Genomic DNA, 19911 nt, shown 5'->3' with positions numbered 1-19911 from the left:
ATGTTCAAAAATATTCCAACTTGAACCGCACTGCGGCGCTGTGGGGTCCCGCCACCAGCGGCAGTCCATTGCCGACCAGATAGAATCTGTAGTTGAGTGTCATATCGCCCTCCGCCAACGGTGTCGGTGCCATCCGCTGACCCGGAATACTCTCTTCGCCGGCGGCGTCCACAATGTGCAGGGCGACCCCCTGCGAGTCGCCAAACACCGCAAAGGAGAGCCCTAGCCTGTCGGTGGGGCCGTCAAACGTCACTCGCATATGCTCCCAATCAGGCAGAGTTACCCCCGGGCGCAACGGGTCCGGCCGAGTCAACGAGCAATTGATCAGGCGCAACTGGAAGGGATGGTCTTCTCCGCGCGTGTTACGTAAAAGCCGGCCAACCGGCTCTGGTGGCATCTCGATGGTCTGGTCGATACTGGCCAGCTCCAACCCGCAGGCTGAGTCGACGACTTGTCCCCCAAGCAGGACAACGCCCTCGCCCTGTGAGGCCTCTTGCGCAAAAACGTAAGGGCAGACCAACGTCGTTAGTGAAGAAGCGATAGCGAAACGCATGAATGTTTTCACCTGGATCTCCCGACAGCGTCCCCCGCCACCCGCGGTGGCGGGGGAAACACTTACTGATAAGCCAAGGTGAAATTGGTGACTGCGCTGAAATCGCCAGGAGTGATGGCGCCCGTGGCGGCACCTTGGACGTAAGCCCCGAACTCCAGCGTGTTATTGCCAGCAGCAATGATCTGCGGAGTTGTAGGAACGCCAAGCTCAACCACGTCACCGCCGTGGGTCATCATGATGCCCACGCCGCCGGCGCCACCCACCGTGCCGATCGCCCCTGGAACAACGCTGGAAGGTGCTCCCGTGAAGGTCGTGGTGACGGTATTGTCGGTGAGGTTGGACAAGTCGCAGCCTTCAAGCTCGATCAGCAAACGACGGGCCTCGGACTTGCCGCCTGATTCCAACTGGTGTTTGGCGATCGCACCCAGTCGGATGGTCTGATCGACGGAGTCAGGTTTGATGGAGCAGGCGCCCGAATGTACCGAGCCCAGAAACGTGACCGTTCCATCCGCGGCCTGAGCAACGGACGCAGTCCCCGCCAAAACGCCGACAGCCAAGAGCACAGTTTTCAGTTTAGTTTTCATTCACAATTTCCCACTTATCAAATGTCATAAGGCGTCCTGCAACGCGTCAGCGCAGGACTGATTAAACAAACGGTGTGACCCGTGCCATTAAGTCGGTGACCGCCAAGTTGTTTTTCCAACTTATTGCATTGCAATTCGCGACACCGCTCAACACAGGGAAAGTTTGTACATGACGCACAAACAAGTAAGCCGTCCATTTCCCTTAACGAAGTAGCCGTGAGCCACTAACACTCGCAGGAAAAACATGGCAATCTGCCAAAACTTTAAAAAGTGCTGAAGGAATTAGACTACACGCAGATTAATGAGAATATTTTAACCAAGATTATATCTGTAAGAATAAGATTACAGGCACTAAAAAATCACCGCTCCCGTTGGAACCCCCCAACTAAGCAAGCAACTAAAAGTGCGGTTTTGAGATAACTGAACAGCAGATGCGCAAAGGGAGGACAAGCCCCCCTCTGCATTGATCGAGTACGAACGACCCGAAGCGCGAAACTCAAGTGACTAGCGTGCGACCTCAAACAAACCGGTGGCGCCCATGCCGCCACCTACGCACATGGTGACGACGCCATAACGCAGGTTACGCCGTTGCAACTCACGCACCAGATGCCCCACTTGCCGCGAACCGGTCATGCCGAACGGGTGGCCGATGGAAATCGATCCGCCGTTGACGTTGTATTTGGCGTTGTCGATTTCCAGACGATTGCGCGCGTACAGGCACTGCGAGGCAAACGCTTCGTTGAGTTCCCACAGGTCGATATCCGCCACTTGCAAGCCACGCGCCTTGAGCAGCTTGGGCACTGAGAACACCGGACCGATGCCCATTTCGTCCGGCTCGCAGCCAGCCACGGTGAAGCCACGGAAAAACGCCTTGGGCTTGAGCCCCAGTTCCAGGGCTTTTTCCAGGCTCATCACCAGGGTCATCGAGGCGCCGTCGGACAGTTGCGACGAGTTACCCGCTGTCACCGAGCCGTCCTCGGCGAACACTGGTTTCAAGCCTTGCAGGCTCGCCAGGGTGGTGTCGGGGCGGTTGCAGTCGTCGCGATCGACCACGCCGTCGAGAATCTGCACCGCGCCGGTGTTTTTGTCCTCGACCTTATACTTGACCGCCATCGGCACGATTTCGTCATTGAACAAACCATCGGCCTGGGCTTGGGCGGTACGTTGCTGGCTTTGCAGGGCGTAGAGATCCTGTTCTTCGCGGCTGACGTTGTAGCGGCGCGCGACGATTTCGGCGGTCTGGCCCATGGGGAAGTAAATGCCTGGTACTTGCTCTTTGAGCAGCGGGTTGATCAGGTTGTCGGTGTTGACGCTTTTCATGGTCAGGCTGATGGACTCGACGCCACCGGCGACGATGATGTCGCTGCAGCCCGAGGCGATCTGGTTGGCAGCGATGGCAATCGCCTGCAAGCCCGATGAGCAGAAACGGTTGAGGGTCATGCCCGCCGTGCCAGTGCCCAGTTGCGACAGCACCGCCACGTTACGCCCGATGTTGTAGCCCTGGGCCCCCTCATTGGAGCCCGCGCCGACGATGCAATCTTCAACCGTCGCCGGGTCGATGCCGTTGCGGGTGAGCAGCGCGTTGACGCAATGAGCCGCCATGTCATCCGGACGGGTCTGGTTGAACTTGCCGCGAAAGGACTTGGCCAGGCCGGTTCGTACGCTGTCGACGATGACTACTTCACGCATGGGCTACCTCGATCTTGTGGTTGTTGGGCGATGGATCGAGGATAGATCCAGGCCCAGGCAACCGCGATGATCATTCACCCGGCATATACAAAACCATGGCTGGTTGAAGCAGTGGGACTTTGGGGTGGGACCGCTTCACGCCCCGGCGCTGGGCAAGCCTGCTCACGACAAAAAGCAAAGTCACCACACACAGCCGGCTCACTACAAAAAGCAAAGTGACCACACACAGCCGGCTCACCCCAAAAAGCACAATCACCGCAAAAAAGCCTGCTCTCCTCAACCAGCACGGGTGGGGTCGTTTGTTGAGGTGAACGGGCTGTTTGCGGTGAGCCTATACCTGATGGCGAACACAACCTTTTTGTGGTGAGCAGGCTTGCCCTGCGCTGGGCTGCGAAGCGGCCCTAAAACCGGCCATTGGGTTCTGCCTGGAGAAACGCGGCGACTGGATTGGGGCCGCTTCGCGCCCCAGCGCAGGACAAGCCTGCTCACTACAAAAAGCAAACTCACCACACACAGCCGGTTCACCACAAAAAGCACAGTCACCACAAACACGCCTGCTCTCCTCAAGCCGCACGGGTGAGGTCGTTTGTTGAGGTGAACAGACTCTTTGCGGTGAGCCTATACCTGATGGCGAACACAACCTTTCTGTGGTGAGCAGGCTTGCCCTGCGCTGGGCTGCGAAGCGGCCCTAAAACCGGCCATTGGGTTCTGCCTGGAGAAACGCGGCGACTGGATTGGGGCCGCTTCGCACCCCAGCGCAGGGCAAGCCTGCTCACTACAAAAAGCGAACCCACCATACAAAACCTTCTCACCACAAAAAGAAAACTCACCACACACAGCCGGTTCACCCCAAAAATCACAGTCGCCACAAAAAAGCCTGCTCTCCTCAAGCCGCACGGGTGGGGTCGTTTGTTGAGGTGAACAGACTCTTTGCGGTGAGCCTATACCTGATGGCGAACACAACCTTTCTGTGGTGAGCAGGCTTGTCCTGCGCTGGGCTGCGAAGCGGACCTAGAACCGGCCATTGGGTTCTGCCTGGAGAAACGCGGCGACTGGATTGGGGCCGCTTCGCGCCCCAGCGCAGGGCAAGCCTGCTCACCACAAAAAGCAAACTCACCACACACAGCCGGTTCACCACAAAAAAAGGACAGTCACCACACACAGACGGCTCCCCCCAAAAAGCACAGCCACCACAAATACGCCTGCTCTCCTCAACCCGCACGGGAGGGGTCGATTGTTGAGGTGAACAGGCTCTTTGCGGTGAGCCTATACCTGAATGGCGAACACAACCTTTGTGGTGAGCAGGCTTGCCCTGCGCTGGGCTGCGAAGCGGCCCTAAAACCGGCCATTGGGTTTGGCCTGGAGAAACGCGGCGACTGGATTGGGGCCGCTTCGCGCCCCAGCGCAGGGCAAGCCTGCTCACTACAAAAAACTAACTCACCATACACAGCCGGTTCACCACAAAAAGCAAACGCACCACACAACGCCTGCTCACCAAAAAAGTCTGCGCTCCCCAACCAGCACGGCGCGCAAACCGCGTAGTTATTTCTTCTTCTTTTTATCGTGCTTGTCGGACTTGGCGAACGCTTCTTCTAAAGCGAGGTTAATCGTGCGCAGCACCTTGACCCGCGCCCAGCGCTTGTCATTGGCCTCCACCAGGGTCCAGGGCGAGATTTCGGTGCTGGTACGGTCAACCATATCGCCCACCGCCGCGCGGTAGTCGTCCCACTTGTCGCGGTTGCGCCAGTCGTCTTCGGTGATTTTGAAGCGTTTGAAAGGGATTTCCTCACGGGCCTGAAAGCGTTCCAGCTGCGTGTCCTTGTCAATCGCCAGCCAGAACTTGACCACGATCACGCCCGCATCACGCAGTTGTTCTTCAAAGTCATTGATCTCGCCATAGGCGCGCATCCAGTCCGCCGCAGAGCAGAAACCTTCGACTCGCTCCACCAGCACGCGGCCGTACCACGAGCGGTCGAACACGGTGAACATGCCGCGCGCCGGGATCTTCTGCCAGAACCGCCATAGGTACGGTTGGGCGCGTTCGTCCTCACTGGGCGCGGCAATCGGCACGATATGGTATTGGCGTGGGTCCAGCGCCGCTGCAACCCGGCGAATCGCGCCGCCCTTGCCCGCCGCATCATTGCCTTCGAACACCGTGATCAAGGCGTGCTTGCGCATGCGTTTGTCACGCATCAGGCCGGAGAAGCGCGCCTGTTCGGTGATCAGTTGTTCTTCGTAATCGTCCTTGTCCAGATGCTGGCTCAAGTCGAGGCTGTCGAGCAGCCCCTTCTTGTCCACCGACGGTATCAGCGGCGCGGGGTTCATGCCGCTGGCCTTGCCTTTGGGCAGTTTCAACGCGGTTTGCATGCCTTCGAGCAATAGCTTGCCCACGGTGAGGCTGCGGTAATTGCTGTCGACACCTTCGATCACATGCCACGGCGCGTAGTCGCGGCTGGTGCGACGCAGCACCCGCTCGCCAAAGTGCACGAACTTGTCGTAGGTCTGTGATTGCTGCCAGTCCAGCGGGCTGATGCGCCAACTGTGCAGTGGGTCGTCGGCCAAGGCCTTTAGCCGCGCCTTCATCTGTTTCTTGGAAAGGTGAAACCAGAATTTGAAGATCAGCGCACCTTCATCACAGAGCATTTTTTCCAGGCGCTCGGCACCGGCGATGGCCTGATCGAGACGCGCGTCCTTGATCTGCCCATGTACGCGGCCTTGCAGCATCTGGCTGTACCAGTTGCCGAAAAAGACACCCATGCGGCCCTTGGCGGGCAACTGCCGCCAGTACCGCCAGGCCGGCGGGCGGGCCAGTTCCTCATCGGTTTGCTGATCGAAGGTACGGACTTCGATCAGGCGCGGGTCCATCCACTCATTGAGCAGCTTGACGGTCTCGCCTTTGCCAGCACCTTCTACGCCATTAATCAGGATGATCACCGGGAAGCGCTTTTGCTGTTGCAGCTCGTACTGCACTTCCAACAACGCTTCACGCAGGGCCGGCACTTCGGCGTCGTAGGTGTCTTTGTCGACGGCGTGACCAATTTCTGCGGATTCGAACATGGGCAACTCCCTTCCAAGATCAATCAAGACTAGCGGATTGGGCTGCACCACGGGCAAGCAATTGAATAGCGCTTGCCATGGATCAATCAGCAACCCTGCCGGCTAGTCTTCAGGTAGATGGCAGATATCCAGGTCCTGATACTTCATCATCTGCTGGGTCAGCCGCTCCATCACCTCGTTGATCGCCTGCCTGCGCGGCGCGCGCAGGCCTTCCATTTGTGCCAGGTATTCACCATCGGTGAGGTTCTGACTGTTCTCGAAGAGCGCCTGCTGTTGACTGTCAAACGGCTCGGCAGCGCGCCTGAACGTCTCGGGAAACTGCTGTTTGAGATGGGCCTTCCAGAACGAGAGCTGGGCAATAAACCGCAAAAATACCGGCGACAGCTCGGCAATGAGGACTTGCTCATGCGCCCGCTCCAGGTTCTCGCTGGTCAAGTCAGCCAATGACCCGTAGCGCATGTGCTTGGGTTGCCCCGGCAACTGCAGGATCTTCGCCAAACCGACCCGATACGCCAGGCTGACCTCCAGCGGGTCTTCGCTGGCATGTTCGGCGGCGTAAGTGGCCGCAATCTTTTCCAGCTCACTGAGGCGAAACAAGCCGCGCCCCAGGGTCAGGAGCACCCCGGAGTTGCCTTGCCCACGGCCGGCCTGGCGCGTGGCGTTCGCCACGGCCTTGAGCACTTCGACCTGGCTGAAAATCTCTGTCGCGCCATCGACACAGTTCGCCGGATGGGCCACCAGTTGAAACACCTGCTCGCGCAACTCGACGCTGTCATGGGTCGCCTGCAGGACCTCCCAGACACGCCGGGTCATGTCCTCACGCACGTAACGGCTGTCGGCGGCGCCGGAGAGTTGCGCCAACAACGTCATCAGCGGCACCGATTCCGGATCGTCGCGCAGGTTGGCCCAGATCGCCCGCTTGCCGGCATCGGCGGCCGCTACTTCGTCCGGCAGCCAGGTCCGCCTGGCCTTCAACTCGGTGAAACGTGACTGATCGTCCTCCACATAGCCCATGCCAATGCCCACTGCATCGCGGTAGCGGATCAGCGCCGTCATTGTCGTCGATGACAATGGGTTGCCACCCAGATTGATCGCCTGGCTGTACCTGCGTGTCGACGCAAACAACCAGTCGGGCAATACCGTGATCCAGTTGCTGCGCAGGTCGACCTGTTCCAGATGGGCCAGGCGTGCGATCCCGACGGGCAGGTCCACCAGCCTGGCGTCCTGCAGTAACAGGGTTTGCAAATCGCGCATGTTACTCACGTCCAGATGCGCCTCGATGGGGTTGTGGCTCAGGTCCAACAAACGCAGCGTGTGCATATCAGCCAGTTTTCGCTGGGTATACGTCGTCAGCGCCAGTTGATTGTGGGGCAAGGACAAACTGTTCAGTTCGGGCATCCGCGAGAGGTATTCCGGGAGCCGGCTCAGGCGGTTGCGGTCCAGGTTGAGGCGCCGCAGCCCCTTGAAGCACTTGAGGAAATACGCCACATCATCGCCCAGACGCATGTTTTTCAGGGACAGTTGCCGAACATGGTCAAAGCGGATTTCGGGGGGCAGGTTCGGCAATGCGCCCACGCGCATGCCATCCAATATCAGCCCCGGCACGGGCACTTGTTGATCGTCGAGGACAAAGCTCTGGCGGCGCCAGCAGGCTTCAATCCGCTCGGCCACTTGCTGGCGGCTCTCGCGGACATCCCCCATGCCCGGCTGCGCCGCCAGGTCGCCGACGTTGCTCTTCCAGTGTTTGAGGACCGTGCGCAGGCGTTCCAGGTCAGCCTGCAGACGGGCAACGGCCTTGGCTTGGGCCAGGGCATCGGTCCCCAGGCTGCGCAACAACTCTGCTGCCTGTACGTCACTGAACAGCGGATAGATTTTGCGCACCTTGCGCACCAGAGGCGAAGCGAGCGGCAGCGGGCTGGTCGGAGAGTCCGCCATGCGGCAGGAGACCTCCTGTTCCAGTGGCTCGCCAGCCTTGTCGGAAAACGCGTCGCCCGCCACCACACGCTCGCTCTGCGCGCGGGCCGCCACCCTGCGGCGCAGCCTCCATCCACCTTCGCTCGGGTTCAGCGGGAGTTCCAGGGCGCTGCGCTGGGTGTCCGAGAGCGTTTGTATAATCGCCTCGAACAGGCCGTCGGAACCGGCCTGGGTCGGCCCCATACTGACGCCGTTGGCGTCGAACGGCGCAAAGCCCGCCGCCGAACTGACCACCACTCGACGTACGCTCGCGCCCTCCCTCGCGCCCAGGGCCAACAGTGACCCGGTGGGCGAATCCTGGCGCAATTCCAGTTGCAACGCGCTATCCCAACCTTCGACGCGCGCCAGCATGCGCACCGCCACACACTGGGTGTCGAGACCGGCCAACTCCGGCTGCTCGAAACCGGCCAAAGCACGATCCAGGCGCTGTGTCTCCGCGCTCAAGCGCACCGCTTCTGCCAGGGCCATTGGCACCCGCTGAGTGTCGCGCAGGGCTTGACGCTCAACGGAGGACGCCTGGGCCATCAGCTCGCGCATCACGCGGGTGGGCAGTTGCGGGCAGGCCTGACGCAGCGGCGCCCACTCCTCGGGCACTGGCCCGTCGTAGGCCTGATACAACTGTTCAAAAAACGGTCTTCGATCAGCCTTGAACTGTGCGAGCAATTGACGCGCCAACGCTGCGTGCTCCTCATTGGCAGACACGCCTTCACCCAACAGTCCGACCTTTTGTTGCGTATCCAGGCCTGACAGCAACACGTCAAACACCCGCCCTTCACCCACGGCCTGCTCGCTGAGGCGCAATGCCTGAGCGGCCTCAAACGGGCCGGCGGCGGGATAACGCGCCGTGACGCCACCTTGAGCATTCAGCACCTCGAAATAACGACCTTGGGGCCAACCCGGCAGCAGCGGCAACGCGTGCATTTGCGCGGTCGCACTTTGCCCATTGCGGTACCCCCCGCGCTCCAACAGCCACACCAGGTCGCGAATCGACTGCTCCAACCGAAAACGCTCATACAGATCACGAAAGCGCGCCGCAAAGGGCAGACATTCCTGCGCCAGGTGATACCCCCAGCGGTGGGGCTTGTCGATGATGTCGTTAACCAGCCGCAGCTTGCGCGAGTCCAATGCGGGGTGACGACTGCTCGGCTCCAGGCGGGAAAACAAATAGTCCTGGTCTTCCCACTCCTCGGGATCTTCGAATGAAAAACGCCAGGCCCCCTCACCGTTGTGCAGCATCACCGGACGATAGGCCGTTTGCCGCGTACGGTGGCTGGCCCGCCACAGTCCCTGCTGCGGCTCATAGGTCACCTGATGCAGGTTGTCGCCGACTTTGACGTATGAGCGAGCGCCCACCTGGTAGAGGCCTTGCGCGTCGGCAGCCACGTCGTCGATCAGGTGATGATCGTGGGAATACTGTCCGATGTCAGGCCGCCACAACCGTGGCTGCCCATCCCTCGAACGCACCGCTTCCAACGTTTTGAAGTAACCGGCATAGCTTTGTCGGGTGCGCTTGAAGACCTTGCCCACCACCTTGGCCCCCGCGGCGAACAACACCATTGACGTGATGTCCTGCGCCACGGCCACCAACTGTCCGAGCGCCTCCTCCTTGTCGCCACGGCGCCAGTCCTCGATACCGTCGTACACCTCGCCGAGCATCTGTCCCACCGCCACGCTGGTCATCAACAGGCCCAATGCCGGGACTATAAACCCAGCAAGGTTGAGCAACGTCAGCCCGGCGTCCAGATACTCCTGCAGACGCTGTTTGCGCACCTGCTCGTCGACATCCACCACCGGGACCGCCAGGGTGCGGGCGTCGATTTGCAGTTTGCCCGCATAGGTCGCAAAAAAGTGCTGCGCCAGGCTAGTGGTGATGGCCCTGGCCTCCAACACGCCCAAGGTACGGTGCTGGTCAAAACGGCTGAAAAAACCGACTCGGTCTATTTCGCCCAGGTAACGCGCAAAGAACGTGCGGTAGGTGCTGACTTCCAGCTTCAAGTCCAGGTAGACCTTGAAATCGTTGAGCGACGGGTACTCAAAAAACGGTCGCCCCGGCTCATTGGGCATGTACACCACACAGGGCTCCTGCGGGTAATCGGCAATTGGCCAGCCGGAAAACACCAGCACGCTCCACAGGCAGCAATCCAGCGCATTCAAGCCCTGCCAGATAACCTGGCGCCCTTGAAACAACAGGCCCCTGGCCTGCTCAGGATCCATCTTCCGATCCAGCAGTGTGCATAACAGGTCATAGGTCTCGCGGGTGATATCGCCACGCATGCAGGCAATGTGCGCGTCGATTTTCACATCCAGGGTTTTCATCCAACCGATGTCGAGCGCTACACCATTGAGGTAGGCGTCATCGCCCGGCGCGCTAGCGTCAAGGTTGAACACGTCACTGATGTGCTGCTGATACAAGCCGCCTACATCAAGGTCGCGACAGCCCTTGGCAAATGCCTGCACGGAGACGGGGATCACCCCACGTGAGGCTGAGCCGAATTGCAGCCGCGACTGCTGTGGAAAATGCGCCTCTTGCGTCTCGTCCTCGGTAAAGTTCTGCAGGGCCATGTGCAGCAGGGTCTGCTGTTCCAGCTTGATGGTCCTGACATAATCCAGCGGCAGGACTTCTTTCTGGTATTCATAGAAGGCCCGCACGAACAGGTCCTTCTGCGGTTCAATCGTGACCTGCCAGTGCTTCTGGCAGTAAGCCTTCAATTGCGCACTGCAAAACTCATCCAGGGAGCGTAATGGGAGCAGGCGTCCGGCGACTGCGGCCCTGGCTTCATCAATCTGCGCCGCGTCCCGTTTCAGTGCCTCCAGTACACCTTTGGGGGCGTTTATCATCCAGCCCGGCAGGCGCTTTTGCAGGACCTCGGCCTTGGGCAGGTCGCTGGTGATTTCCAGTAGCGCGGCTTGCAACTGGCGCTGTGTCAATTGGGTGCATGTCTTGGTCAAATCATCCTGGTCCGGCATCTGCAATATCCCTTATTGCCCATTAATCAGTCATTCACCATACCCCGACGCAAGCCTTTGAATTTACGCAGATAGTTGATCGTTACCCGGACCGATTCGGGCATTTTTTGCATGCAAGTATCAGCGGGCTACCACCCCCGCCCAGCGCGGATCGGTCGCCACCGCCACGATCGGCTAGAATGGCCGCCTTGCCTTTGCCGAGTTGCCCATGAACCCCGTATCGCCACATGCCCAACTTGACTGGGACGACCAGGGACGCCCGCGTTCGCGGGTCTTCGACGACGTGTACTTCTCCGATCAGTCGGGCCTGGACGAAACCCGTTATGTGTTCCTTGAACAGAACCACCTGCAACAGCGCTTTGCCGCGCTTCCCGTGGGCGGACGATTGGTGATTGGCGAGACCGGCTTTGGTACCGGGTTGAATTTCCTGTGTGCCTGGCAGTTGTTTGATCAGCACGCCGTGTCCGGCGCCCGCCTGCACTTTGTCAGCGTGGAGAAGTACCCCCTGAGCCACGCCGACCTGCAACGTGCTCTGGCCCTGTGGCCAGAACTCAAGCCCTGGGCCGAGCAGTTGCTGGCGCAGTATGTCGCCATCCACCAGGGCTTCCAGCGTCTGGTGCTGGACAATGGCCGCGTCACCCTGACCCTGTTGATCGGTGATGCTCTGGAGCAGCTACCGCAACTGGATGCGCAGATCGACGCGTGGTTTCTCGACGGTTTCGCCCCGGCGAAAAACCCCGACATGTGGACCGCCGAGCTGTTTGCCGAACTGGCACGCCTGGCCGCGCCGGGCTCGACCATCAGCACCTTCACCAGCACCGGCTGGGTGCGGCGCCTGATCAACGCTGCCGGGTTCAAGATGAAGCGCACGCCGGGGATTGGCCACAAGTGGGAAATCCTGCGCGGCGAGTTCCTTGGCTGGCCGGCGGAGACACCCGCGCCGGCTGCCATCAAACCCTGGTTCGCGCGACCACCTGCATTTAACGGCGAGCGCCGCGCCCTGGTGATCGGCGGCGGCCTCGCCGGTTGCGCCAGCGCGGCCAGCCTGGCGGCGCGCGGCTGGCAGGTCAGCTTGCTGGAACGCCACGCCGGCTTGGCCGAAGAGGCATCGGGCAACCCGCAAGGCGTGCTGTACCTCAAACTCTCGGCCCACGGCACAGCGTTGTCGCAGATGATCGTCAGCGGCTTCGGCCACACCCGGCGCCTGTTGGAGCAGCTGCAACGCGGGGTGGATTGGGACGGCTGCGGCGTGCTGCAACTGGCCTTCAATGCCAAGGAAGCCGAACGTCAGGCGCAATTGGCGCAGGCGTTTGCTCCGGACCTGCTGCATCTGCTGGACAAGGATCAGGCCCAGGTCCGGGCCGGCATCGCGTTGCAAACCGGCGGGCTGTTTTTCCCTGAAGGTGGCTGGGTGCATCCGCCCGCACTGTGCCAGTGGCAAGCCACACAACCGGGTGTTGAGTTGCTGACCCATCGTGACGTACTGCAACTGCGCAAAGTCGACGACCACTGGCAGGCCTGGGACGGTGAAACCCTGCTGGCCAGCGCGCCGGTGGTGGTGCTGGCGGGCGCCGCCGACGTCACGCGGTTTGCCGCCTGTGCGGAGCTGCCACTCAAACGCATCCGCGGGCAGATCACACGCCTGCCGCAAACCGCCGCCAGCGCAGCGCTGAGCAGCGTGGTGTGCGCCGAAGGCTACGTGGCACCGGCTCGCCTGGGCGAACATACCCTGGGCGCCAGCTTTGATTTCAAAAGCCAGGACCTCACGCCCACCGCCGCCGAGCACGCGGGCAACCTGGCGCTGCTGCACGAGATCTCCCCAGACCTGGTACAGCGCCTGCACGCCGACGCCCTCCCGGCCGAGGACCTTGAGGGTCGCGCCGCCTTCCGCTGCACCAGCCCCGACTATCTGCCGATTGTCGGCCCGCTGGCAGACAGCGCGCCGTTCGCCGACACCTACGCCGCGCTGCGCAAGGACGCCCGCCACGTGCCGCAGGCGCCGTGCCCATGGCTCGACGGCCTGTACGTCAACAGCGGCCACGGTTCGCGCGGGTTGATTACCGCACCGCTATGCGGCGAGCTGCTCGCCGCCTGGCTGCACGACGAGCCGCTGCCACTGCCGCGCAGCGTGGCCGAGGCGTGTCACCCCAATCGCTTCGCGGTGCGCGCGCTGGTGCGCAGCAACGTGAACACGCCCGCGCGCTGATCGCCGCGCGCAAGCGCGTGTCATCGACGGCCGCCTGCAGCACACGCCGGACCCTGTGCGTCATGTCTTCACGGGCATTCATGGAGTCCGCCGTGCCACCCAGCTCCGATAGCAGCTTGAACAGGCCATCCGAACCCGGTTCATCCCTGAGTCCCAGCCAGGTGGAGGTGCTGCGCGAATCGCGCGGCAAGCGCTCGTCCAGCCACAATTGGCGGGCTTTCTGCTCGTTGAGGCGGGTGATGTCGTCTTCCAGGTAGCCCATGCCCACGCCCACGCTAAACCGACGATGTCGGACAAAAGCGGTATAAAAACCCCGCTTGCTGCGCTGCGGTTTTGCGTAGACGCCTGGCTGATGCGCGACCTACGGCCTTTTGCCTTATAACAGATTGATCTAAAACTCCGCCGATGCACCCCGGTCAGTTTCTGGGTACCCGCCATTTGTGCGCGGTGACCTTTCTCTCCCCAACGGAAAAACCGGTAAGGAATTTATGTGCGGATTAGCTGGCGAGTTACGTTTCGATCACCAACCTGCCGACCTGGCAGCGGTGGAGCGAATCACCCATCACTTGGCGCCACGCGGCCCTGACGCGTGGGGCTTCCATGCCCAAGGGCCGATTGCCCTGGGCCATCGACGCCTGAAAATCATGGACCTGTCGGACGGCTCCGCCCAACCGATGGTCGACGCCCAATTGGGCCTGTCTCTGGCGTTCAACGGCGCGATTTATAACTTTCCGGAATTGCGTGAAGAGCTGGAAGCCCTTGGCTACGCCTTCTATTCCGGTGGTGACACCGAAGTGCTGCTCAAGGGTTACCACGCCTGGGGCGAAGCGCTGTTGCCCAAGCTCAATGGCATGTTCGCTTTCGCCATCTGGGAACGCGACGCCCAGCGCCTGTTCATCGCCCGTGACCGTCTCGGCGTAAAACCCCTGTACCTGTCGCGCACCGGTCAACGCCTGCGCTTTGCCTCAGCATTGCCGGCGCTGCTCAAGGGCGGCGATATCAACCCGATCCTCGATCCGGTAGCGCTCAATCACTACCTGAACTTCCACGCCGTGGTGCCGGCGCCGCGCACCTTGCTGGCAGGCATCGAAAAACTGCCGCCAGCGAGCTGGATGCGCATCGACGCCAATGGCAACACCGAACAGAAAACCTGGTGGACGCTGCCATACGGTCCCCATGAGGACGAGAAAAACCTCACGCTGGAAGACTGGACCGACCGCGTACTCGACAGCACCCGCGAAGCCGTGGCGATCCGTCAACGTGCTGCCGTGGATGTCGGCGTATTGCTCTCCGGCGGTGTGGATTCAAGCATGCTCGTTGGCCTGCTGCGCGAAGTCGGCGTGCAGGATCTGTCCACCTTCTCCATCGGTTTTGAAGACGCCGGTGGCGAGGCCGGCAACGAGTTCCAATACTCCGACCTGATCGCCAAGCACTACGGCACCCGTCACCACCAATTGCGCATCGCCGAAAGCGAGATCATCGATCAACTCCCGGCCGCCTTCCGCGCCATGAGTGAACCAATGGTCAGCCACGACTGTATCGCCTTCTACCTGCTGTCGCGGGAAGTGGCCAAGCATTGCAAAGTGGTGCAGAGCGGCCAGGGCGCCGACGAACTGTTCGCCGGTTACCACTGGTACCCGCACGTCGACGGCGCCAGCGACCCGTATGCCGCCTACCGCGAGGCGTTCTTCGACCGCAGCTACGACGACTATGCCGCCACCGTCGCGCCCAAATGGCTGACCGCCAACGACGCCGCCGGCGACTTCGTACGCGAACATTTCGCCATGCCCGGCGCCGATGCGGCGGTGGACAAGGCTTTGCGCCTGGACAGCACGGTGATGCTGGTGGACGACCCGGTCAAACGCGTCGATAACATGACCATGGCCTGGGGCCTCGAAGCACGCACGCCGTTCTTGGATTACCGCCTGGTGGAACTGTCGGCACGCGTCCCGGGCAAGTTCAAGTTGCCCGACGGCGGCAAGCAAGTGCTCAAAGAGGCGGCACGCCGGGTGATTCCGAGCGAAGTCATCGACCGCAAGAAAGGTTACTTCCCGGTGCCCGGCCTCAAGCATCTGCAAGGCGACACCCTCAACTGGGTGCGTGAATTGCTGCTGGACCCGAGCCAGGATCGCGGCCTGTTCAACCCGGCCATGCTTGACCGCTTGCTGACCGACCCCCAAGGCCAATTGACCCCGTTGCGCGGCTCCAAGCTGTGGCAATTGGCAGCGCTGAACCTGTGGCTCAGCGAACAAGGAATCTGATTGATGAAACCCCACGCAGCGGCTTACAGCCAACGCTTGCTGAAGGGCCAGGCGCCAACCTACGAGCGCCTGCAAGCCCGACTCGCCGAAGATGGCAGCCCGCTGGCCGCCGAGCCCATTGCCGTGCATTGCGGCTGGGGCCGGCTATTGATCGGCCATACGTTTCCGGACCCGGCGAGCCTGGCGGGGGAACTGCTCAACGAACAACCCGGCGAACGCGACATCGCGCTGTATGTGGCCGCGCCGCAGCAGATCCTCGGGATTGATCCGCAGCAGTTGTTCCTCGATCCCTCGGACACTTTGCGCCTGTGGTTCACTGACTACCGCCCCGCCACCCGGGTGTTTCGCGGCTTTCGTATTCGCCGCGTGCAGACCGAGGCCGACTGGTTGGCGGTCAACCAGTTGTACCAGTGCCGTGGCATGTTGCCGGTTGACGCCGAGCGCCTGACGCCGCGCCATCAAGGCGGCCCGGTGTACTGGCTGGCCGAGGACGAAGACAGCGGCGCAGTGATCGGCAGCGTGATGGGCCTCAACCATCAAAAGGCTTTTCACGACCCGGAAAACGGCTGCAGCCTGTGGTGCCTGGCGGTCGACCCGCAGTGCACGCGCCCCGGTGTGGGCGAGGTGTTGGTACGCCACTTGGTGGAACACTTTATGAGCCGGGGCCTGAGTTACCTCGACCTGTCGGTGCTGCACAACAACCGCCAGGCCAAGAGCCTCTATGCCAAGCTCGGGTTCCGCGCGCTGACCACCTTTGCGATCAAACGCAAGAACGGCATCAACCAGCCGCTGTTCCTCGGCCCTGGCCCGCAGGCGGGGTTCAATCCCTATGCGCGGATCATTGTTGAAGAAGCACACCGGCGCGGTATTGATGTGCAGGTGGATGACGCCGACGCCGGTTTGTTCACCCTCAGCCACGGCGGGCGGCGCGTGCGTTGTCGTGAGTCTTTGAGCGACCTGACCAGCGCGATCAGCATGACGTTGTGCCAGGACAAGAGCCTGACCCACAAGGCGCTTAAAGCCGCCGGTTTGAAGCTGCCGTCGCAACAATTAGCGGGCAGTGCTGATGACAATCTGGAATTCCTGGATGAACACCAGCGCATCGTCGTCAAGCCCCTGGATGGCGAGCAAGGCCAGGGCGTGGCGGTGGATCTGCACAGTATCGAAGAAGTGCAGCAGGCCATCGAGGCTGCGCGCCAATTTGACAGCCGCGTGCTGCTGGAAAGTTTTCATGAAGGGCTGGATTTGCGCATCCTGGTGATCGGTTTCGAGGTGGTCGCCGCCGCTATCCGCCGCCCTGCTGAAGTCACCGGTGACGGCCAGCACTCCATCGGCGCGCTGATTGAAGCGCAGAGCCGACGACGTCAAGCGGCGACCGACGGCGAGAGCAAAATCCCGCTGGATGCGGAAACCGAACGCACCCTGCACGCCGCCGGTTATGACTACAGCAGTGTCCTGCCCCGTGGCCAGACCCTCGCCGTGCGTCGCACCGCCAACCTGCACACCGGCGGTTGCTTGGAAGACGTCACCGCGATCCTGCACCCGACTCTGGTCGACGCCGCCGTGCGCGCCGCCCGTGCCCTCGACATTCCCATGGTCGGTCTGGACCTGATGGTGCCCGCCGCCGATCAACCTGAGTACGTGTTTATCGAAGCCAACGAGCGGGCCGGCTTGGCCAACCATGAACCGCAACCAACGGCAGAGAAGTTTGTGGACCTGTTATTTCCCCATAGCCAGCCGACGGTTCAATAACCCTGTGGTGAGCGGGCTTGCCGCGCGGGGCTGCGAACCAGCCCCAAAACCTGCCAATGAGTGTTGACTCGAAGCGCGCGTTGCCTGGACTAGGGGCTGCTTCGCAGCCCAGCGCAGGTCAAGCCCGCTCACCACAAAAAGCCCGCTCGCCACTACAGCCCCACGGGTTGCCCTTATTTCATCAGGAGTCTTTATGAGCCGAACCATCCCCGAACCGGATCTCAACTACCTGCAAAAAGTGCTGTTGGAAATGCTCGCCATTCCCAGCCCTACCGGCTTTACCGACACCATCGTGCGCTACGTCGCCGAGCGCCTCGAAGAGCTGGGTATCCCGTTTGAAATGACCCGCCGCGGCACCATCCGCGCAACCCTCAAGGGCCAGAAAAACAGCCCCGACCGTGCTGTGTCGGCGCACTTGGACACCATTGGCGCCGCCGTGCGTGCGATCAAGGACAACGGCCGCCTGACCCTGGCGCCAGTAGGCTGCTGGTCCAGCCGTTTTGCCGAAGGCAGCCGCGTCAGCCTGTTCACCGACAACGGTGTGATTCGCGGCAGCGTGTTGCCGCTGATGGCCTCCGGGCATGCGTTCAACACCGCCGTGGATGAAATGCCGGTGAGCTGGGACCACGTAGAGCTGCGCCTGGACGCTTACTGCGCAACCCGCGCCGACTGCGACTCCCTGGGGATCAGCGTCGGTGACTACGTTGCCTTTGACCCGCTGCCCGAGTTCACTGAGAGCGGGCATATCAGCGCACGCCACCTGGACGATAAAGCGGGCGTCGCCGCCCTACTCGCCGCGCTCAAGGCCATCGTCGACAGCGGCGAGCCGTTGCTGATCGACTGCCATCCGCTGTTCACCATCACCGAAGAAACCGGCAGCGGTGCGGCGGCAGCCCTGCCGTGGGATGTGAGTGAGTTTGTCGGCATCGACATCGCCCCGGTCGCCCCCGGCCAGCACTCCAGCGAACATGCGGTGAGTGTAGCGATGCAGGATTCCGGCGGGCCGTACGACTATCACCTGTCCCGTCACCTGCTGCGCCTCGCATCGGAAAACGACCTGCCAGTGCGCCGCGATCTGTTCCGTTATTACTTCAGCGATGCACACTCGGCGGTGACGGCCGGCCACGATATCCGTACAGCGCTGCTGGCGTTTGGTTGCGACGCGACCCACGGCTACGAGCGCACCCATATCGACAGCCTGGCGGCGCTGAGCCGCTTGCTCGGCGCGTACATCCTCAGCCCGCCGGTCTTTGCCAGCGACGCGCAGCCGGCCCAGGGTTCACTGGACCGCTTCAGTCATCAAATCGAGCATGAAACGCAGATGGAGAGCGACACGCGCGTGCCGTCGGTGGACAGTCTGGTGGGCAACAAGTCCTCAGGCGAGTAACAGCCACTGCTGGCAACCCGGGTCCCGGCACAGTAGCATCGCCGGGATTCTCTATCTGAGGCTTGTATGCTGATTCCCTACGACGCTCTTGAAGTCGACACCCTGACCCGCCTGATCGAAGACTTCGTGACCCGCGACGGCACCGACAATGGCGACGACACGCCCTTGGAAACCCGCGTGCTGCGCGTGCGCCAAGCGCTGACCAAGGGCCAGGCCCTGATCGTGTTCGACCCGGAAAGCGAGCAATGCCAGTTGATGCTCAAGCACGATGTGCCCAATCATCTGTTCGACTGAGGGTGTTCTAGGGGTTGGTGGCGGGTTGGGGTTGAGTGGCTTGGCGTTCGAGCATTTTCTGATGCACCTCGGCGCGGTGCACATTGATCCCCGCTGGTGCGGCAATGCCGAATTTCACTTGGTCGCCGTTCAGTTCCAGGATGCGCACGGTGATCTCATCACCGATGGAGATGATTTCGCCTACAGCGCGGCTTAAGACCAGCATGGCGTTTGTCCTTTTGGAGTGACAGGACCTCGACCATGCGCGCAGAAGGTTGATGCAACAATGGCGCGCAGCTAAATCAGGCAACACCTACACCAGTAGGTAATTTGCCTGACAGACCAACACCTGATTAGCCTTTAACAGCCTGTGCCTTGGCGCGCATCTTGTCGGCCATGGTAGTCATTTCGTCGTAGAGCAATTGCGGATTCTTCTGCTTCAACGCCCAGGCCATCCGGCCCTGCTCGTGGGGCAAGATCATGAATTCCCCTTCGGCGACACGCTGATAGATGTAATCGGCAATATCCGCCGCCGAGATCGGCGAACTCTCCAACAACTTGCCCACCTGGGCCTTCATCGCCGGCGTCGGCCCACGGAACGAGTCCAGCAGGTTGGTCTGGAAGAACGACGGGCATACCACATGCACGCCGACTTCCTGCTGCTTGAGCTCCACCAGCAGGCTTTCCGACAGCGCCACCACACCGGCCTTGGCTACGTTGTAGTTGCTCATGGCCGGCCCTTGCATCAGCGCCGCCATAGAGGCGATGTTGATGATGCGGCCCTTGCTCTTTTCCAGCAGCGGCAGGAACGCTTTGCAGCCTTTGACCACGCCCATCAGATTGATCGCAATCTGCCAGTCCCAATCCTCCAGGGACAGTTCGGCAAAGAAACCACCCGAGGCGACGCCAGCGTTATTGACGATCACATCGATGCCCCCCAGCTTCACTTCGCACGCCTGGGCAAACGCGGTGAGCTGGCTGTAGTCGCGCACGTCGCAACGTTGGGTAAAGCCATCGCCCCCGGCCTCGCGCACGAGCTTGAGGGTTTCCTGCAAGCCTGGCTCGCTGACATCCGACAAGGCCAACTGCCAGCCCTCGCGGGCCCAGCGCAGAGCGATTTCACGACCCAGGCCGGACCCGGCGCCAGTGATCATCATGCGATTTTGCATAGGAAGCTGCCTTGTGGTTCACAGAAGAAGTGATCGGCA

The 19911-nt window shown here is 61.4% G+C and carries 12 protein-coding genes and 1 pseudogene; 5 read left to right on the top strand and 8 right to left on the bottom strand.

The genetic code is table 11. The features are described 5' to 3' along the window. Positions 1-4 precede the first annotated feature (4 nt). From AB4N82_RS18980 to AB4N82_RS18960, 5 genes are all read right to left on the bottom strand, one after another. Complete coding sequence (locus tag AB4N82_RS18980) at positions 5-565, bottom strand: fimbrial protein (RefSeq protein ID WP_032885957.1); 561 nt, start codon at positions 563-565, stop codon at positions 5-7. Between the two features lie 50 nt (positions 566-615). Beyond that, positions 616-1137 (bottom strand): fimbrial protein, encoded by a 522-nt coding sequence (locus AB4N82_RS18975; RefSeq protein WP_032885959.1) that lies wholly within the window; start codon positions 1135-1137, stop codon positions 616-618. A 504-nt stretch (positions 1138-1641) separates the two neighbouring features. Next, positions 1642-2826 carry a thiolase family protein gene (locus tag AB4N82_RS18970; protein ID WP_095185477.1) on the bottom strand — a complete coding sequence of 395 codons (1185 nt, stop codon included), beginning with the start codon at positions 2824-2826 and terminating at the stop codon, positions 1642-1644. A gap of 1542 nt (positions 2827-4368) precedes the next feature. After that, the gene (gene pap / locus AB4N82_RS18965; RefSeq protein ID WP_032888070.1) at positions 4369-5883 is read right to left on the bottom strand and encodes a polyphosphate:AMP phosphotransferase; all 1515 of its coding nucleotides are present in this window, start codon (positions 5881-5883) and stop codon (positions 4369-4371) included. 102 nt (positions 5884-5985) lie between these two features. After that, a complete protein-coding gene (locus AB4N82_RS18960; protein ID WP_460102572.1) occupies positions 5986-10824 on the bottom strand; it encodes an NEL-type E3 ubiquitin ligase domain-containing protein in 4839 nt (1612 codons plus the stop codon). 208 nt (positions 10825-11032) lie between these two features. Here AB4N82_RS18960 and mnmC point away from each other — a divergent pair, with 208 nt between their 5' ends. Further along, positions 11033-13030 carry a bifunctional tRNA (5-methylaminomethyl-2-thiouridine)(34)-methyltransferase MnmC2/FAD-dependent 5-carboxymethylaminomethyl-2-thiouridine(34) oxidoreductase MnmC1 gene (gene mnmC, locus AB4N82_RS18955; RefSeq protein WP_122764612.1) on the top strand — a complete coding sequence of 666 codons (1998 nt, stop codon included), beginning with the start codon at positions 11033-11035 and terminating at the stop codon, positions 13028-13030. A gap of 31 nt (positions 13031-13061) precedes the next feature. Here the strand turns inward: mnmC and AB4N82_RS18950 are convergent. Continuing rightward, positions 13062-13292: pseudogene (locus AB4N82_RS18950) on the bottom strand (NEL-type E3 ubiquitin ligase domain-containing protein); the annotation flags it as partial. A 226-nt stretch (positions 13293-13518) separates the two neighbouring features. Between AB4N82_RS18950 and AB4N82_RS18945 the strand changes: the two are divergent. The 4 genes from AB4N82_RS18945 (at position 13519) to AB4N82_RS18930 (ending at position 18724) form a co-directional block, all read left to right on the top strand. Then, complete coding sequence (locus tag AB4N82_RS18945; protein ID WP_032888064.1) at positions 13519-15291, top strand: N-acetylglutaminylglutamine amidotransferase; 1773 nt, start codon at positions 13519-13521, stop codon at positions 15289-15291. Positions 15292-15294: 3 nt separating this feature from the next. Next, positions 15295-17043, top strand: coding sequence for an N-acetylglutaminylglutamine synthetase (gene ngg / locus AB4N82_RS18940; protein WP_122764610.1), 1749 nt, complete (start codon positions 15295-15297; stop codon positions 17041-17043). 193 nt (positions 17044-17236) lie between these two features. Beyond that, a complete protein-coding gene (locus AB4N82_RS18935; RefSeq protein WP_032888060.1) occupies positions 17237-18430 on the top strand; it encodes an osmoprotectant NAGGN system M42 family peptidase in 1194 nt (397 codons plus the stop codon). Positions 18431-18496: 66 nt separating this feature from the next. Continuing rightward, the gene (locus tag AB4N82_RS18930) at positions 18497-18724 is read left to right on the top strand and encodes a YheU family protein (protein ID WP_460102567.1); all 228 of its coding nucleotides are present in this window, start codon (positions 18497-18499) and stop codon (positions 18722-18724) included. A 7-nt stretch (positions 18725-18731) separates the two neighbouring features. Here AB4N82_RS18930 and csrA read toward each other — a convergent pair whose 3' ends face one another. Further along, positions 18732-18929: a carbon storage regulator CsrA gene (gene csrA, locus AB4N82_RS18925; RefSeq protein ID WP_095185473.1), complete on the bottom strand. Its 198-nt coding sequence runs from the start codon at positions 18927-18929 to the stop codon at positions 18732-18734. A gap of 127 nt (positions 18930-19056) precedes the next feature. Further along, positions 19057-19872 carry an SDR family oxidoreductase gene (locus tag AB4N82_RS18920; RefSeq protein ID WP_032888057.1) on the bottom strand — a complete coding sequence of 272 codons (816 nt, stop codon included), beginning with the start codon at positions 19870-19872 and terminating at the stop codon, positions 19057-19059. Positions 19873-19911 lie beyond the last annotated feature (39 nt).

This window comes from Pseudomonas sp. H1_D04, assembly GCF_054683855.1.
Note: the sequence above shows the minus strand (reverse complement) of the source record. Positions and strands in the feature narration are given on the sequence as shown.

Excerpts from the sequence above, each read along its gene's own strand:
- AB4N82_RS18975 (WP_032885959.1), bottom strand. The coding sequence starts at position 1,137 with ATGAAAACTAAACTGAAAACTGTGCTCTTGGCTGTCGGCGTTTTGGCG.
- AB4N82_RS18970 (WP_095185477.1), bottom strand. The coding sequence starts at position 2,826 with ATGCGTGAAGTAGTCATCGTCGACAGCGTACGAACCGGCCTGGCCAAG.
- pap (WP_032888070.1), bottom strand. The coding sequence starts at position 5,883 with ATGTTCGAATCCGCAGAAATTGGTCACGCCGTCGACAAAGACACCTAC.
- AB4N82_RS18960 (WP_460102572.1), bottom strand. The coding sequence starts at position 10,824 with ATGCCGGACCAGGATGATTTGACCAAGACATGCACCCAATTGACACAG.
- mnmC (WP_122764612.1), top strand. The coding sequence starts at position 11,033 with ATGAACCCCGTATCGCCACATGCCCAACTTGACTGGGACGACCAGGGA.
- AB4N82_RS18945 (WP_032888064.1), top strand. The coding sequence starts at position 13,519 with ATGTGCGGATTAGCTGGCGAGTTACGTTTCGATCACCAACCTGCCGAC.
- ngg (WP_122764610.1), top strand. The coding sequence starts at position 15,295 with ATGAAACCCCACGCAGCGGCTTACAGCCAACGCTTGCTGAAGGGCCAG.
- AB4N82_RS18935 (WP_032888060.1), top strand. The coding sequence starts at position 17,237 with ATGAGCCGAACCATCCCCGAACCGGATCTCAACTACCTGCAAAAAGTG.
- AB4N82_RS18930 (WP_460102567.1), top strand. The coding sequence starts at position 18,497 with ATGCTGATTCCCTACGACGCTCTTGAAGTCGACACCCTGACCCGCCTG.
- csrA (WP_095185473.1), bottom strand. The coding sequence starts at position 18,929 with ATGCTGGTCTTAAGCCGCGCTGTAGGCGAAATCATCTCCATCGGTGAT.
- AB4N82_RS18920 (WP_032888057.1), bottom strand. The coding sequence starts at position 19,872 with ATGCAAAATCGCATGATGATCACTGGCGCCGGGTCCGGCCTGGGTCGT.